Source organism: Halomonas sp. IOP_14 (assembly GCF_021021315.1).
GTDB lineage: Bacteria > Pseudomonadota > Gammaproteobacteria > Pseudomonadales > Halomonadaceae > Vreelandella > Vreelandella titanicae.
On the sequence record NZ_JAINWD010000003.1, the window covers coordinates 69,702 to 85,800 of the forward strand.

Below are 16,099 nucleotides of genomic sequence, written 5' to 3' on the forward strand. Positions count from 1 at the left end.
GTTAGTGGATAGGGTCACCCATAGTGCCGCAAGGGTTGATGAGGAATTGACACCAATCTTCACAAGAACAAAAGTGGCGGCGAACATCAGCGAAGACAACAGGGAAAGCAGGACAGGTATTATTTCCGAACTCAACACCATGACCTCACAACCCTAAAATACTCATAGAGGCCAAGTTAACGCCGAAGTTTCATGGCATGTAGCTTGGCCTTTATGAGAATAGATTACCACAAACAAGAAACTGTTTTTTTATATCATATCATCACCTTATACCGATGAAGCCGCAAATGAGGTGTGGCAATAACCGCCATGGAGACGAGCAACACTGCCAAAGCAACTGCCCACCAGCTCGGGGCAATGAACAACAGCCCTGCCAGCCCAAAGCCAAACCTCGGACACTTGAGGAGCCGTCCGCGCCAATACCCTTCAACCGCGATACTCAGTAATAGTACGCCGATCACCGCAGTAACACAGGTACTGGCGATCTCCGCCCAGCCACCGACCATCAGCAGTCCATCACCATACATGAAGGCAAAGGGCACGATGAAAGCCGTAATGGCTAACCTCACGGCCCCGGTAGCAATCTCTAGGGGCTTGGCATCTGCAATGGCCGAAGCGGCGAAGGCGGCTACCGCCACCGGGGGTGTCATGGCCGAGAGCACAGCGAAGTAGAGGATGAACATATTGGTCTGGAGGACGCTAAAGTCCAGCCCCAGCAAGGTGGGACCCACCAGCACGGCCGCCAGGATGAAGGCAGAGGGAGTCGGCATGCCCATGCCCAAGATAATCGCCAGTATGGCGGAGATGATCAGTGCTAGGAAAGCAACATCGCCAGCCAGCAAGTACACGAGATCGGCGAACTTACCGCCCAGGCCCGTCATGGAGATTCCCCCGATTACCAGCCCCGCCGCCGCACAAGCCGCCACAACTGAGACCATACGCAGTGTGGTGACGGCCAAGGCATCCCAGATAGCCTTTGGCCCCATCCGAGTCGAACTACGGACCGCCGAGACGATCAACACCACCGCAGTGGCAAGCGCCGCGACAAAGGTCGGGGAATACCCCATTAACAGAGCCGCCGACAACGCGACCAACGGGAGGATGAACAGGCCGCCGTTCTTGAGAGTCCCTTTCAAAGGTGGAGTTTCCTCCTTGGACAACCCTCTCAGGCCCAGTTTCTGGGAGCGCAGATGCACCTGCGCGTATACGCACATGAAATAGAGCATCGCAGGAATAATACCGGCAACGGCGATATCGCGATACTCAATGCCCGTATACTCCGCCATGATGAAAGCTGCAGATCCCATAACCGGGGGCAACAGACTTCCACCGGTGGAAGCGGCCACTTCTACACTACCCGATAGTGGCTTGCTATACCCGAGGCGCTGCATGATCGGGATAGTAACGGATCCCGTCGTGACGACGTCGGAGGTTGGGCTCCCCGACATGGTACCGTAAAGTGCCGAGGAAATGACGGCGATCTTAGCCGGCCCCCCGGTTCTACGGCCAGCAACCGCGGAGGCCAGATTATAGAAGAACTCGGCACCGCCCGCCTTGGACAGGAAGGTTCCGAACATCACGAACAGGAAGGCATAGGTCGCCGCGACGCGAAGCGGCACTCCGAACAGGCCGTCCGAAGTGAACATCATGATATCGAGAAAGTGATTATAACTGACCTCTCGGAAACCAAGTGCTCCCGGTAAGCCGTGCCCCCAAAGGTTATAGACGACAAAGACCAGCACGACGCTGGTCAGGCCAAAGCCGACCGTGCGACGTGTTGCCTCGATGGTCAGTGCTAGGAGCACACTGGCCGCTAGTAAGTCAACTGTCTCCAGTGGGAACAGCAAGGTGATGCGCTGAGTGATCCGGTGGCTTTCCGCAAAAAAATAGAGTCCAACAACGAGACTCGCCACGACAAGGCACCAGTCGAACACGCTGGGGCGGTCCTGACGCCCCTTGGGCCCAGCGGTCACGTTAAGGAACAGTAGGGCCAGCATAGCGGAAAGGAAAACGACCATCATGGCATACAGATCTACATATACGATTGTCGTCGTATAAATGACTGCCAGCGCCACGAGGGCAGCGCATCCATGCACTACCATCCCCAGCCTGCCCGTGAGGGTTCGCCTGGCGCCGGTTCCCGTTACCATCGAGAAAAAGTGATTCATAGACCAACCTCTCAGTAGCGATACTCTTTCCACAATTAGCGAAGGCCGACTTCCTTAAGGTAACGCTCGGCGCCATCGTGATAGGGCACAACGTCTACATCCGCCATGACTTCCGGTGTCAGGCTCTCCATGGCCGGATGAACGTTGGCGATCTTGTCATAGTTTTCGTAAAGCGCCTTGGTCAGGTTATAGGCCATTTCCTCATCCATATCGCTCCGCACGGCCAAGGCAGTGCTGACCGACACGGTTTGTGTTTCTTCCGGCGCCCAATCGTAGGCTCCCCCAGGAATTGTGAAGGCGCTGGTTCCCGTCTTCTCCGAGACTTCCTGTATGGTGTCCTCGGACAAGGGCAAAAGCTTCACATCGACACTCGAGGCCGCCTGCATGATCGAACTCTGTCCCACGAATAGACTGTTCAGGAGCATGTCGATGCGCCGGTCCTGAAGCAGGCCCGACTGCTCACTGGAAGCGGCATAGATGATATCGCCTCCCCAGCTTTTGAGTTCATCGGGTCCCGCACCGATGGCCTCTAACATGGTTTCCGCCACACTCGATGCGATATTACCGCGCTTGTTGATGGCAATGGTGATCGGTGGCTTGACCTCGGCGATATCCGCAAAACTGGAGATACCATGCTTTTCGGCAAACTCTTTCCTCATAACAGCCTGCATCGGCGCCCAGGTGTAGAGATAGGCAAGCACCCTAATATCGTCATTGACAGGCTCGCGAAAAGGGGCTGCCCCATCGCGAGCCAGCTGCAGCACGGCGTCCTCAACCATACCCAGGCTAGCATCACCGCGCTGCAGGACTGCCACATTGGCAATACCGCCCCCCGAAGTCTGATAGGTCACAGTCGAGCCGGGATATTCAGCTTTCACGGCACTGTCCAGGCCGGCGCCCAGCAATGACCACAGTCCTCCTGGCGAGGCACCGGCAACGGTGAGTTTGTATTCTTGGGCCGATGCGACATTCATCATCAGCCCAGGAACGACAAGGGCCATGGCCATCACGGACTTCTTGATTGAGATTTTCATTTATTCACCTCTTATATTTATGGCGTCATTGGTACTACGGAGTTTGGTTTGTTGTTGTAAAGGTATCGCTGTGCAACGGATAGAATCACCCTTTCAGGGACAGTCAGATCTTGAAGCTTTCCAGCGTGGCGGGATGGAACAGCTCCTCCGGCTTCAATAGCCGCCGGGACAGCCCCTCCGCATGGTGTTGCTCGAGAAACCGCTCCAGCGTGTGCCGGTTAGGAGCAAAGCCATAGGACCAAAAATCCTCTCCCATCAGGCGTCGGGCTGCCTGGAGCTGGTCCTCGACGAACGGCAGGGTTACCTTAGTTGCTGAGGTGTCACTAAGCTTCGCCAATGCCTTGACCTTGGATTGCTCGAAAGCCTTGTAGACGGAGAATGGCAGCCAGGGATGGCGCTCTACAAGCGTCTTGCGAATGCCCAGCAGATGCATAATGGGGAAGATGCCCGTTCGGCGATACCAGTCCGAGGCTGCGCGTTGAGGATCACGGTAGAGGTAGCCCACCTGGGGATGCCCCTGCATAAAACAAGATGGAGCTCGCGGCCCCATTACCGCATCCAGCTCACCAGAAGCCAGCATACCGGAGAGAGTTTCCCCCTCCGGAATGTTCTCCACGCGGACTCCGTCGGGAAGATCGAGGTTGATCTTCTCGACCCGACCCGGCTCCTCGTAACCACCACGCATCCAGGTCACATCACGAGGCTGGAGGTCATGATCCTCCTCGAGGAACAAACGGGCCCAGACATTAGCGGTCAACTGATATTCGGGAACGCCAATGCGTTTGCCCCGCAGGTCGGCCGGCGATTCGATACCGCGATCGGTCCGAATGTAGATGGAGGTATGCCGAAAGGCGCGTGAGGGGAAGACGGGTACCCCGATATAGGGGCAATTGCCCGCTGCCGTCTTTACGGTATAACTGCTCAGCGAGAGCTCGGTGATGTCAAAGTCGGCATGACGGAAGGCACGAAAGAAGATTTCCTCCGGGTCATGCAGCATGAATACCGGATCTACCCCATCGATCTGCACTTCCCCATCGATCAATGGCCTTACGCGGTCGTAATTGCCGACGGCAACCGAAAGTTCAAGCTTGTTCATCATGGTTCCTGCTTTGTTATTTGTGAGTCACGATGTTTAGCAACATAAGAGGCTTGCTCACGGGCTCAACGTACCGATCTTAATTGCTGGCATGGTGCTGCTTGTCGGCATACAGCTCCGCCTCTTCAGGGGCGGTACCCAGTTGACGCCAATCCTCTTCCTTGGGGACGATGCCCTGGAAAGACTTGAGCTTATAATGCGGAATCCGCGGCTCCTCGGTGCCAATGGCTGGTCCTCCTTGCTGCATGGTCTTGGCGGCCTGCACCATCTGGCGACGGAACTCGACGATCGCCAGGTCGCTCGCACCGAGACGATCATGGGTTCGATCGGCAATCGGGCCCATCGTTTCCCACATCGCGATATCCTGATTGGGGATGCCCTTGATACCGGTGAAGCTGGTACCGAGTTGCATGATGCGACGATCCTGCCAGTAGTTGTTTTCACGGGTACGGAATTTACCGTAGTGCGTGTCCACATCGATCCCGATCTGCGTGCCGAGGAACTTGCGCCAGGACTCGGTATCAGGCGTAGTGCTCGCGTCGCCCCAGGCGATGAAGTGGAACGCCGTATGGGTGTCATCGATTGGCACATGCAGGATCGCGATATCATAGAGATTGTTCGGCGGGATCTGTACTGTATAGGGCGCGATGAACAGTGTGGTACGCACGTAATCATGCGTCTTGGCGTCCTTGATAGGACGACGGATAGCGGCATAGCGGAAACCGAACGGGGTCGGCTGCACTTGCAGACGCGGCGCCTTGTCTGTGGACGGGCGCAGCCAAAGCTTGTCGGTGGCCTCGGCGCCATCCTTGCGGGCCGGCACCATGTCGGTGGAATGCAGGCTCGAGGAGTGGGCCGAGTCGATGGCTCCCTCTAGGATTTGGGCCCAGTTGCAATCGACGATCACCTTGGAGATAGACACCTTAGTTTCCGGAGTCGGTTGGAAAACGGGCGGAATGAACTCCGGCTGCTCCTCGGGCGGCCCCATGTAGACCCAGACAAAACCGGCCGACTCATGGGTGGGGTATGCCTTGTGCTTTACCTTCTCGGTCATCTTTGATTCTGGTGGCTCGGAAGCCATCTCCAGAACATTGCCCTCGACATCCATCTTCCAACCATGGTACAGGCAGCGCAGTCCACACTCCTCGTTACGACCCAGCACTAGCGATGCGCGCCGATGCGGGCACATCTCGTCCAGCACCCCCACGCGCCCTTCGGTATCGCGAAAGGCCACCAGATCCTCACCGAGCAGTCGAACCCGCACCGGATCACCATCTGGCTCCTCGATCTCTTCTGAAAGGCATGCGGGCAGCCAGTGGCGGCGCATGATCTCACCCATGGGGGCATCGCCCTCGACACGACACAGCAGTTCGTTATCTTCTTGCGTCAACATAAGCACGGTCTCCGTTACAAGAATAGTTAGCTTCACGAGGAGGCCTCGTCGATAAGTAGGCCTCGCTGATATAGTTAGATACCTAACTTACATCTCTAACCTTAAGGAATCGAGCGGCCATGTCAAATAGACCAAAGTCGCACCCAGTGTGTTGGGCACCGTAACGCTGACGAGATCCGCCTCCAGCCAGCCGCACCATTGCTAGCCTTGGCGGACCCTCGATACTTAGGAGCCTGATATGAAGCGTAGACCGGTGGCCAGAGCGGCCATTTCGAGCGTGGTGGAGCGAGCCACGGGAGAGCCATTAGGATGCAGGCATGATCGGGAAGTGATAGAGGAGCCACTAATCGATGAGTTCTACGAACTGCAGGCGCGCATCGCCACCTTGGGGATGGAGCTGGCCCGTACCCGCGGCCAGGAGGACGGGGCGGCCATCGAGTCGGCACCGGCCTTCCAGAAGATGCTCACCATGCTCGGCTGCGCAGCGCCCTTTGAAGTCCCCGTACTACTCCTGGGCGAGATAGGTACTGGCAAGGAGAACCTGGCCCAAAGCCTGCATGACCAGAGCCACCGTACTGAGGGCCGCTTCGTCGCCGCGGAGCGCTCTGGACGGTCTAGCCACCTGACGTCCGAGAAAAGGATGTCAAAAGATACCGTTCGTTATCTGGCGATCACCGCCAAGAACTGCCCCGTAGTCTGCGGTGGCGACACGATATACTCAATGTAAGCCCTGCCCTTTTCGCAGGCCCCATAGCGATTTGCTATGGGGGTACCTATGTTGCTACGAGATAGACGACAATATCAAATTCGGCTTTTGAACAAAGCCTTGGGGGCATCACAATCTGCGAGAGATTCCCGCCAGGACAAATACTACTTTAATATGTTTGACAAAACCTCGCAGTGTATATACAGATCTCTAAGTTAGATAATTAAACTTTACCTTCTGCTTATCCGTATCGTTTTGTAGATTTTTTTTAACTGGCAGCACCTCAGACCTTCGATCGGCGAGGTTCTGCGGTTTCCCGAGATGCCCCTTCATGTCAGGAAGGAACACCGAACTATCTTCGAGACGATGGTGGCCGGCATGGCCGTAGAAGCCGCGGCATTAATGCGCACTCATGTCGTTGAGGCATCTAAGCGCATGCGGCTCAACAGCCCTGTCTGACGGGGCAACGAAGCGAGAACACAACGAAGGTAGTACACTATGAAAGTTGTTCAAAGGCATCTTCATAAGAAAGGGCTGCGGATGCGGAAAAGTAGACTGCGGACGTGCTGCTCCGCTGGAGCGCTTGGAGCGTCGGTGTTCGCCGCCGCGATACTCGGAGGCGTTGCGGCATCGGGTTCGGCATTGGCCCAGATCACGAAACAGCCAGAAGTGACGAATAATGAGGGAGCCGGGTACAAGGAGCAACAGGACGAACTTCCGGCGGGACGAGATATCTGATCCGCGTCCCGACCGAATGGAATGGAAAGCTGATCCGCGACCTTGACTATGCTGCGAGAGAGGACAGCCCAGGATGGTCCGATCGCTTCAGCGCCTTGCTGAACAGGGGCTATGCCCTGGCAGGCACCGCACGCCACCCACTCCGGGATTGGCAGTACGACCCAGCACGGGAGGTCGCCAATCTCGATCTTGTTCTCGATCGCTTCGAGAAAACCTATGAAGGGTCTGAACACGTCATTCAGTTCGGCTGCTCCGGTGCCGGACATACGGCGCTGGCCGTGGCCGAAGATTTCTCTGATCGCGTTGATGGAGCCGTTGCCCTATCCGCGCATACGCCCGTGTGACTGATGAACACCTTTCTCGACGGCTGGTTCGTCCTGCAGACGCTCCTCGCCGAGTACTATGAGAAAGCCGGACATGGCCCGGCGCCCAACTTGGCGATCACTAACCTTCCGCCCGATATTAGTGCCGGTGCCGATGCGAACGAAATCGGTGGGACGCTTCCGGAGGAATGGCAGAAGGCATTCAAGGCTGCACAAAAATTGCCGGATGGGCGTGCCCGTATGGCACTGGCATTTGCGCTGGGAGAATGGCCAGTTTGGACGGCTGGCGGTGACGAACAGCATCCGTATCTAGAAGACCCGAAGGCGCTGCAAGAGGCGATGTACAACACGCTGCTGCTCATATCGTGGAGCCCTGGTGGCGCTGCCCGGACGATGTTCGAGAATTCCGCGCAGGGTCAACAATTGTCTTGGAACGAGAATATCGATTATGCGGCGTATTTCGAGAACGTAAACCCTGCCGTCAAGAATGCCGTCGAGGTGCTCTATCAAGAGGCGGGGTTGGGACCTCAGGCGGATATTCAAAGGATCAACGAGGCGTCCGGCGTCCTAGCGTCTACTCATGCGCTCGAATATTGGGGCGCTGCCGGCCGCAACATCGTAGGAGATCTGAGATTCCTGTGTTTCGATTGCATGGGCTTGGCGATCACCAGATCCCCTACACGCTCATGCCCGGTTATGAGGATCTGGCAGCCAAAAACGGAAAAGAGGACTTGCTTCGTACAGCATTGCACTGGATAGGCCATCAATCCCGCCGAAAGTACCTTGGCGGTCGGAGTTATGAACCAACGGTTTGATACCGGGGAATGGCCAAGTACGGAACCGCAAGATCTCAACGAGATGGCGTCCTCCTTGGATATCGAAGGAACGGCACACTTCATGCCCGTGGGCGATTATGACATAGCGTATTTCAATCGAGGCTGGGTCCCCGGCAAAGAAGAGTAGGATCAACGAAATACGCGCGCGCAGGGGCGTTACCGTTGCAGCGCGCTTCCTGGCCATGTCTCAGCCAGATTGGATGGAACGTGTCGATGCTCACGGTTTTGCCCTGCCCCGATAGATGCCCCCGTTCTGAGGTCAGTCTGTTTCGATAGAGGAGATGGACGATGCGACGACGAGATATTCATCCTGGGTCGAAACCTTGATCTTCGTGAACATGTCCGCTTCCCTTCTATTGCGACCAGAATGGCCGAGATTACTCATTCAGCATGGCCGCCGGCGTGCTGGATGCAGTTCAACCATGATGGTGCCGTAACGTTTTGCTCGTTGCCAACTCCAGTCGTCGATGTCAACGACCCGAATCGTGGAGTTGCTGTGAGCGACCGACCCTAGTTGTATGGCGCGCATAAGTTGAAGCAACCGTCGGCAGCCAATCGGTGAACGTTTGCTGTACACATTTCTAATGTGCGCTTTGCCAGCGGCTCAGCAGGAACTTAACCGTCACAACCGGCTGATCCTGAAGACTCCAGTTGGACCAGCCGTGCCGTCTTCGTCTTCGCCGTCCGCAATCGGAGCAAATGCCGACTGTTGATCCGGCAGCGGAAACAACCGAACTCTGTCATCATCAGTGAGTTCGACACCCAGAATTTTGACCCCTAGGCCGGGCGACCCTTTCGATTTCCTTTGCATGCTCGCCCCTAGGAATAGCGTCGCTAGCAGCGGATGAACCACAGAAATTGAGGAAGAACCCAATTAACTGCCTAGCGACACGTAGTGAGGCGCACCGACGGGAGCGGACGACATGCCGCTCTCAGCGGACCCCGGAAGCGGCGGGAACGCGCGATGGCAGATGATTCAGCGACGAGCTCATCAGACGCCAGCCCCGTACTTCGAGCTACGAAGACCCTGTGCTGCGCTCCTCCGACACGATGCTGCCCGAGGCCGGGCGAAGGTTTCCGGCTGTTGGTCGGTCATCGTTGACCTAAGAAATTTCCGTCCGGCAGTGGCAGCGGCGCTAAAGGATTCCCGTCGAAGTGAGCGTCGATTGGAGTGTTGACAGTGCAGCTACATGGCTAACCCAGTCGAGCCTGCACCGCCTCTATTAGCGCCAAGGCATCAGCCAATTGCCAAAGGGTACCGGGTAGAAGCGCGAGAAGAAGTCATTCAAGCGCTACCGATCGGTTACCTGCATATCGATATCAGCGAGATTCACACCGGCGAGGGCAAGGCCTATCTGTTTGTCGCGGTGAACCGAACGTTCAAGTTCGTTCATGCCCAGTTGTACCGGTAGATGACCCGACAGATCGCGCCGAATTTCTCGAAGATACACTGAAAGCCCTACTTTACCGCGCCCACACCGTGCTGACGTATAACGGCCTGCAGTTTGCGAAGAAGGCGGGAACCAAGACCTACAAGCCGCATATCTTCGATGTGGTCTGTCATCGTTACGGGTTGGCTAACGAAGCCCTCCATCCCTGGACCAATGGGCAGGTCAAGCGGATGAATCGAACCATCAAGGAGGTGACCACGCGGGCGTTTCACTGCACCTCGCTGGAGCAGTTACAGTCTCACCTGAAGAACTATCTATGGGCCTACAACAGTGCTCGGCCACTCCGGGCGCTCAAGGGCAAAACACCGATTGAATTTATCCTTGAGAAATGGCAAAAAGAGATCGAGAGGTTTTATGGTGATCCGAATCCCCACTTCACGGGACCAAACAGCTAGAGAGGCTCGACCCGAAACACGAGGGGAAAATACGAGACCATACCTGCCCGCTATGTGGTTGGGGTGCGACTAGGCACCCAGCGTAGTCAGGAAATCCCTGGGGCGCTTACTGATGGAGATTCAGCTAACTAGGGCTAGGGCGTGTTGGATGTGCTGGTTGTAATTGATTTCCCCGCAATACGCCTGAAAATCGGTCATCCATTTCGCTAACAAAGGAAATATCTTGCTGGTACCATGGATGGCTATCTGAATCGCCTTTGCACTGAATCCGAAAATTGAAGAAAAACGAACGCGTCGCCAGCCGCAATATTACCTCCGACTAGCTGGTTTGCGCATCGTATCTTGCATCCTACATTGTGGATGTGAAAGAGATCGACTGGTAATCAGTATACATGATCGGGCAGCGCCTCTGCGATAATTATGTCCCAATATGTTAAACTTAATTAGCGCATTTGTTAGTGCCCAACCCACTTCAAAAAAATAAATATTAATTTTATTTCACTAACTAAGAATACCTTCACACCTATGCTAGGCCAAGCTACATGACGACAAGATAGCACTCCTTACCCCAGCATTTTACGAACAAACGGAGCTTACCGCTTGTAAATTTATTGGGAGGGCTTCAATGCGCACCAGCCAAGCCACAAAAAAACTAACAACAAAAATCCGATTAAATAAAACCCCCAAGTGATACCAAACATATTGATCGCCGCACCCAGACCAACGGGGATGACTACGCCTGCGAGCCGGTTGGCAGTGGAGCGCAACCCCACCGCCAACCCTTGAGTATCGCTGCTCGCTGCCTCTGAAAGCAAGGAGAGTAGCAAAGGCATCGATAGCCCCATCCCGGCCCCGTGTAAAATGGCCAAGACTAACAATAGCGTAAAACTAGAAAATGCAGGGGTCACAGCGATAGATAAGATCGCAAGCGCGACTCCGCTAACTAAAACATGTTCTTGCGAGCCAATCAGTCGAACCACGGAAGCACTGAGCATAGTGAACCCTCCTGAGCAAAGCCCAGCGATCCCAACAAGGATGCCAATTTGTATTTTTCCTTGTCCCACGAAATCTAGAGCGACCACGTAGAAAGATGCCTGTACTGTGTACGCAGCGATCCGAATGAAAGTTGTATAGAGCACAAAGGCAACCTGACGATCGCGCATGGTTTTCAAAGCAGTTAAATGTGTTGTAAGCACTGATCGCGATCCGTAATCAACATGTGTATTAGCGCCTTGAAAGCTGCTGCCACAGCTAACGACTAAAAGCGTCAGTGCCGCGCCCCAGGCGGCGACCACTCCAAATGCAGCCCATGGCCCACTGAGCCCCCAGGCCAGGCCGAGCAAAAACGGGCCGCATAAATTGCCCATGCTAGCGGCGAAGCTGAAGCGACTTGCATATAAAGGATCACCCTTCGCAACCTGCCCCAGAACAGTCTGTGCACACATCCACACGAAAGCCGTTACCACTCCGCCGAACAATTCCAGTAAGATCAGTGCTGATGTAAACGGTAGCACCGGATAAAGTAGTGGTATGAACATTGATAGGACAGCAAGCACCTGTAGAGTGCGTCGTACGCCCCACTGGTCGAGTAAATTTCCACCGTAAATTGATAACAAAAGCGGCAGGAAGGAGCGTGCAGAAAGAATGACCCCCAAGTGTGAGGGGGCAATACCGAGCGATACACCCCACAAGGGTACTGCGAGGCCCATCATGAGCATGGGACTCAAAGAGAAAAAGCTCAAGGCGTAGAGTGTCCAGCCATGACATTTTTTTTTGCTTGTTTTTGCCACAGCCCCTCCTCTATTAATTATGAGCATTAAGGATACTTATTCACCCTCCCACACTTCGGTTTAATGCGGTGATGATGGCTATCAATGCATTTAAAGTGTGTCATAAACGCTGCGTGTCGAGATCTAACAACCTGTAAAAACCAAAAAACAAACAGCACTTACACCTAGCAATTATCCGAACAAAATCCCCTACTACTCTTAAAGCCCTGCCCCGCTGAACCAAGAACGCATTTAACATGGATAGTAAGGCCACACGCCTAGCTGGGCTATTGGTCACTAAATAGACCCAGCGGCATTTATTGGCTTTAGGGAAGTGGTCATTAAGGTTAAAATGAAACTAAATTCTGGGAATATCGATTGTCTTAGTACGTATAAACGCACTACAAATCACGCAGAAACCGAAAACAGCTAGTCCCACTATGTCGGTATAGAAGCCGCCTGAAAATAGGTCTGTTGGAATGAGCAGTAGGAATCCTCCTATGATCAGCAAGAACCGGAACCATGCTCCTACCATACGACCCATGTAGCCGACAATTCCCGCAGTAACCATGTAAATACCCATTATTGCCGAGCCTAGCGCCCAAGTCACTTGCATAGGACTGCCCTCTAGGATTAGCGATGGGGCAAACAGAAAGAGGAAAGGCACGACATAGGCTGGCCATGCCAGACGCATTGCCGCAATGCTCGTGCTCCACGCACCAGCCCCAGCAATATTGGCAGCCGCAAAGGACGCTAATGCCACTGGCGGTGTCACCATTGAAAGAAGACCGAAGTAAAAGACGAAGAGGTGTGCCGAGATCACTGGAATGCCTACTTCGACGAGCGCCGGTGCCACTAGCGTAGCGAGTAAGATATATACCCCTACAGTGGGCATGCCCATGCCCAACACGATGCTAATCAGTGCGGTAATGAGAGCTAGCAGGAAAACATTTTCACCGCTTGCATTGATGATATGCAGCGTGAGATTGAAGGCGAGGCCCGAAAGATTGAGTACACCAATGATCAATCCAGCTGCTGCGCACACAATGACGAGTCCGCTCGCGGCGGCCCCCGCTGAGGCAACAACGGACCAAATATCTCCAAGAGCTATGCGGCGGTCGCGGTAGCCAAAAATTAAGCTAACAGCCAGCAGAGTGAGAGCCGCCAGAACGGCTGCTCGTTCGGGGCGCATATTTAGAGCGAATAGTGTATAGAAGAGAACTACGAAAGGGATTAGAAAATGCCAGCCCTGACGCAGCGAATGCCAGCAGGAGGGGATCTGTGAGGCTTCAACCGCACGAATGTTGCGTTTGGCCGCGTAAAGGTCGACGTTGATGAAGATGGCGAGGTAGTACAACAGTGCCGACGGTAGCGCTGCCATCATAACTGTCGAGTAATCGACACCGATGAAGTCAGCCATGATGAAGGCAGCAGCCCCCATGACCGGTGGCACGAGCTGCCCCCCTGTGGAGGCTACCGCCTCGACCGAGCCAGCATAGGCAGGGTTGAAGCCTGCTCGTTTCATCATCGGGATCGTTACCACACCAGTGCCTACTACATTACCGACCGCACTGCCCGAGATCGATCCGAAAAGGCCTGAGGCAGTGACTGCAACCTTGGCTGGGCCTCCTCGAAAACGCCCCATGCCAGCCAAGGCTATGTCATTAAAAAAATCAGCCGCACCGCAACGCGCCAGGAGCTGGCCGAACAGCAGGAATGGAATAACGATGATTACCGCCACCTTTAGAGCGGTGCCAAGCATGCCATTCGCATCGATCGCGAGATAGACCACTAGTTCCGAGGGCGTAGTCTGACGGCTCTGCAGCTCCCCTGGAACGAGATGCCCAAATAAACCGTAGGCTAGAAAAATTAGTACAACCGACAGGATACCAATACCGGCTGAAGCTGGCAGGTTGAGCATGAGCGCAATGAACAGAACAGCACTGGTCGCGATCAGCCAGTCCGGAAGATAAGGTGCCTCCATCGATATTGATGGGTAAAAGAGCGCGACGTAAAAGCCCACACAGAATATTACAGCGGCGCAGACAAGGTTGGCCGCCTCTAGCCAGCTGTTGCGGGCGCGCTCCGCCATGATCAGAAAGCCCGCAGAGAGGGAAAGTATGAGAACTAACACTAATAGCTGTACATCGTATATCGACATCTCCAGTAGACGATGCACATTGCCGGCATAAGCCACCGGCAACAGTACCATTAATCCCCCTAGTAGCCTCTTTGCATGCTTGATTAAAGCGGGATCCAGGGAGTTATCTTTCGGCTTTTGCATGACGCTACTCTACCAGCCCGGCTTCGGTATAGTAGCTGATCCCACCTGGGTGATAGCTCAGACCCGGATAGGTAGGCGCCATGCTAGCTGGCTCGAAGTCAGCGAAAGCCGTAAGGATGCCACGCACTTTCTCAGGATTTTCGTGGAGGAGTTTTACGATTTCATAAACAGTCTGATCAGGAACATGCTTCCCCGCGGTTAATATATAGTTATACCCCATCATTGGCGTTGGCTCATCCACGCCCACAATGCCATCGCCCGGATCGACTGTTTTTATATAGGAGGTGGGTACGAATTCCTGCATCGCCTCCTCGGCCTCGGGTGTATCGTTGACAGCAAGCCAGCGAATGCCTACGGCAGCATCTGCCTCGCGTGTTTTACCACCCTGCAAGGAGAAAAAGGCCACATCGACGTTGCCCGCGATAAGGTCATCGACACCATTTGGTACAGATGGCATCATATGGGTTTCCATGTCTTCAATGTACAACCCTCCAGCGGCGAGAATGCCGTCGACTTGGAACCGTAAGGTCGGCTGTGCTGTGTAGCCATAGGTGATGCTCTTACCTTCGATGTCGGAAACTTTGTAGTAATCTGAATCCTCACGCACCATGAACCCATAGGCTGAGGAGCTCAGAGAGGCTACGATACGAAGATTCTGTAGTGGCCTACCCTCGAACGGCTCCTGCCCCTGAACTGCAGCAGAGATATCAGGGCTCGGGATCAATTGCATGTCCAGCCGACCTGCATCAATCATTGGCATCGACTGTCCCGATCCGCCATAGGCTTGCACGCGCACGTCCATCCCTGCCTCATCAGACAGAAACTTCGCCATCCCGGCATTGGCAGCGTAGTTTTGCGAGCCTTGGGTCCCGGCACCGATACCAAGTGACTGCGCGCTAGCGCCGCTTGCCATAAAGATTGTGGTTCCAAGACAAATCGCACCCAGCATTGCATATTTCATGGCGATACTCCGTTGTTTATTTTATTTTTCGGTGATGGTTAGTTTATTTTTATCGGGTTACTCGTTTCCTGTTGGCCCCCCTTATATTCCACTGAATCCCGCTCGTGCCACCCAATAATCCCAAGCCCGTGCGAGGGGCATAGGGCTTAGCAGCATGGCGCTTGTCTTTTCTATCTCCCCGTCGGTGAGGTAACTCAGCTCTCCTATCTGGAGTGTGTCATGTATGAGCTTGGCGTTATCCTTCAGCCCGATAGACACCATGCAGACCGCTTTAAGATTATCCGCTGCGCAGACACACCCATGCCCGCGAAGCAGAGCAACCCGATTCTCCCCAAGTGCTCGTGACAGCGAATGCCCCATCTCCATTGAATCGACGAGCATATTGGTGTCGCCGAATTCGACCTGGCTGTCCCAGGTCTCAATCTCCTTGCCGATCACTGACGACATGTGGAAGATCGGGCGCAGCGAGATTGCATTCATCGTGAACGGAAGAATCGAGCGAGCATGATGATGTGTCACTGCATTCACGTCCGGGCGATCCTTGTAAATCGCGCCGTGAATATGCCGCTCGGCATATGGACGTCGATGGTCATTGCCGATTAGCTCACCATCGAGTGTAAATTCCATGATATCGCCACGCGTTACCACTTCGGGGCTCCGCGAGCGCGATATAAAATAACGCTCATGGTTCAAAGGGTTACGCACACTCACATGCCCAAAGTCGTCTATCACGTCTTCTCGCGCCAGGATGCGATTGGCAATAACGAGGTTGGTAATGGTCGTCTCAAGAATATCTTCCTCGAAACGTGCTTTCATGTCTTCGGGCATCTGGTGGCTCCTCCGCCTTTCATAGGGATAGATAATACTTATATTCAGACTAGTTGTGTTTCGTCACGGGAACTAATATATATTTATACCTTTCTGTATACTCATCAAGGTATAGAT

The 16,099-nt window shown here is 54.3% G+C and carries 13 protein-coding genes and 1 pseudogene; 5 read left to right on the forward strand and 9 right to left on the reverse strand.

Annotated features, from left to right (window positions below):
* Positions 1-254 precede the first annotated feature (254 nt).
* The 4 genes from K7H09_RS03380 to K7H09_RS03395 form a co-directional block, all read right to left on the reverse strand.
* A complete protein-coding gene (locus tag K7H09_RS03380) occupies positions 255-2,168 on the reverse strand; it encodes a TRAP transporter permease (RefSeq protein ID WP_174788259.1) in 1,914 nt (637 codons plus the stop codon).
* Between the two features lie 35 nt (positions 2,169-2,203).
* Positions 2,204-3,202 carry a TAXI family TRAP transporter solute-binding subunit gene (locus K7H09_RS03385; protein ID WP_230803562.1) on the reverse strand — a complete coding sequence of 333 codons (999 nt, stop codon included), beginning with the start codon at positions 3,200-3,202 and terminating at the stop codon, positions 2,204-2,206.
* A 103-nt stretch (positions 3,203-3,305) separates the two neighbouring features.
* Positions 3,306-4,298 (reverse strand): ABC transporter substrate-binding protein, encoded by a 993-nt coding sequence (locus K7H09_RS03390; RefSeq protein ID WP_230803564.1) that lies wholly within the window; start codon positions 4,296-4,298, stop codon positions 3,306-3,308.
* A gap of 79 nt (positions 4,299-4,377) precedes the next feature.
* Positions 4,378-5,691, reverse strand: a complete 1,314-nt coding sequence (locus K7H09_RS03395; RefSeq protein ID WP_230803566.1) for a Rieske 2Fe-2S domain-containing protein — start codon at positions 5,689-5,691, stop codon at positions 4,378-4,380.
* Positions 5,692-5,929: 238 nt separating this feature from the next.
* Here K7H09_RS03395 and K7H09_RS24405 point away from each other — a divergent pair, with 238 nt between their 5' ends.
* The 3 genes from K7H09_RS24405 to K7H09_RS03410 all read left to right on the forward strand — a co-directional run bounded on the left by K7H09_RS24405 (position 5,930) and on the right by K7H09_RS03410 (position 8,217).
* The gene (locus K7H09_RS24405) at positions 5,930-6,418 is read left to right on the forward strand and encodes a sigma 54-interacting transcriptional regulator (protein ID WP_174788262.1); all 489 of its coding nucleotides are present in this window, start codon (positions 5,930-5,932) and stop codon (positions 6,416-6,418) included.
* Positions 6,419-7,230: 812 nt separating this feature from the next.
* Positions 7,231-7,479 carry a tannase/feruloyl esterase family alpha/beta hydrolase gene (locus tag K7H09_RS03405; RefSeq protein WP_230803568.1) on the forward strand — a complete coding sequence of 83 codons (249 nt, stop codon included), beginning with the start codon at positions 7,231-7,233 and terminating at the stop codon, positions 7,477-7,479.
* Between the two features lie 3 nt (positions 7,480-7,482).
* Positions 7,483-8,217: a hypothetical protein gene (locus K7H09_RS03410; protein WP_230803570.1), complete on the forward strand. Its 735-nt coding sequence runs from the start codon at positions 7,483-7,485 to the stop codon at positions 8,215-8,217.
* A 489-nt stretch (positions 8,218-8,706) separates the two neighbouring features.
* Here K7H09_RS03410 and K7H09_RS03415 read toward each other — a convergent pair.
* Positions 8,707-9,105: pseudogene (locus K7H09_RS03415) on the reverse strand (hypothetical protein); the annotation flags it as partial.
* Between the two features lie 379 nt (positions 9,106-9,484).
* On the opposite strand from K7H09_RS03415, the gene K7H09_RS03420 reads away from it, so the two are divergent.
* Together K7H09_RS03420 and K7H09_RS03425 are read left to right on the forward strand one after the other, a co-directional pair.
* Positions 9,485-9,706: a hypothetical protein gene (locus K7H09_RS03420; protein WP_174788265.1), complete on the forward strand. Its 222-nt coding sequence runs from the start codon at positions 9,485-9,487 to the stop codon at positions 9,704-9,706.
* Between the two features lie 68 nt (positions 9,707-9,774).
* Entirely contained in the window at positions 9,775-10,140 is a 366-nt protein-coding gene (locus tag K7H09_RS03425) for an integrase core domain-containing protein (RefSeq protein ID WP_230803572.1), read from the forward strand.
* Positions 10,141-10,748: 608 nt separating this feature from the next.
* Here K7H09_RS03425 and K7H09_RS03430 read toward each other — a convergent pair.
* From K7H09_RS03430 to K7H09_RS03445, 4 genes are all read right to left on the reverse strand, one after another.
* A complete protein-coding gene (locus tag K7H09_RS03430) occupies positions 10,749-11,930 on the reverse strand; it encodes an MFS transporter (RefSeq protein WP_174788267.1) in 1,182 nt (393 codons plus the stop codon).
* A 337-nt stretch (positions 11,931-12,267) separates the two neighbouring features.
* A complete protein-coding gene (locus K7H09_RS03435) occupies positions 12,268-14,193 on the reverse strand; it encodes a TRAP transporter permease (RefSeq protein WP_230803574.1) in 1,926 nt (641 codons plus the stop codon).
* A 4-nt stretch (positions 14,194-14,197) separates the two neighbouring features.
* Positions 14,198-15,154: a TAXI family TRAP transporter solute-binding subunit gene (locus K7H09_RS03440; protein WP_230803576.1), complete on the reverse strand. Its 957-nt coding sequence runs from the start codon at positions 15,152-15,154 to the stop codon at positions 14,198-14,200.
* Between the two features lie 81 nt (positions 15,155-15,235).
* Positions 15,236-15,982, reverse strand: coding sequence for a class II aldolase/adducin family protein (locus tag K7H09_RS03445; protein ID WP_217488676.1), 747 nt, complete (start codon positions 15,980-15,982; stop codon positions 15,236-15,238).
* Between the last annotated feature and the right edge of the window lie 117 nt (positions 15,983-16,099).

What these genes read in the sequence shown, in the direction of transcription:
- K7H09_RS03445 (WP_217488676.1), bottom strand. Translation starts at nt 15,982, where the DNA reads ATGCCCGAAGACATGAAAGCACGTTTCGAGGAAGATATTCTTGAGACG.
- K7H09_RS03390 (WP_230803564.1), bottom strand. Translation starts at nt 4,298, where the DNA reads ATGAACAAGCTTGAACTTTCGGTTGCCGTCGGCAATTACGACCGCGTA.
- K7H09_RS03410 (WP_230803570.1), top strand. Translation starts at nt 7,483, where the DNA reads ATGAACACCTTTCTCGACGGCTGGTTCGTCCTGCAGACGCTCCTCGCC.
- K7H09_RS03395 (WP_230803566.1), bottom strand. Translation starts at nt 5,691, where the DNA reads ATGTTGACGCAAGAAGATAACGAACTGCTGTGTCGTGTCGAGGGCGAT.
- K7H09_RS03435 (WP_230803574.1), bottom strand. Translation starts at nt 14,193, where the DNA reads ATGCAAAAGCCGAAAGATAACTCCCTGGATCCCGCTTTAATCAAGCAT.
- K7H09_RS03380 (WP_174788259.1), bottom strand. Translation starts at nt 2,168, where the DNA reads ATGAATCACTTTTTCTCGATGGTAACGGGAACCGGCGCCAGGCGAACC.
- K7H09_RS24405 (WP_174788262.1), top strand. Translation starts at nt 5,930, where the DNA reads ATGAAGCGTAGACCGGTGGCCAGAGCGGCCATTTCGAGCGTGGTGGAG.
- K7H09_RS03420 (WP_174788265.1), top strand. Translation starts at nt 9,485, where the DNA reads ATGGCTAACCCAGTCGAGCCTGCACCGCCTCTATTAGCGCCAAGGCAT.
- K7H09_RS03440 (WP_230803576.1), bottom strand. Translation starts at nt 15,154, where the DNA reads ATGAAATATGCAATGCTGGGTGCGATTTGTCTTGGAACCACAATCTTT.
- K7H09_RS03385 (WP_230803562.1), bottom strand. Translation starts at nt 3,202, where the DNA reads ATGAAAATCTCAATCAAGAAGTCCGTGATGGCCATGGCCCTTGTCGTT.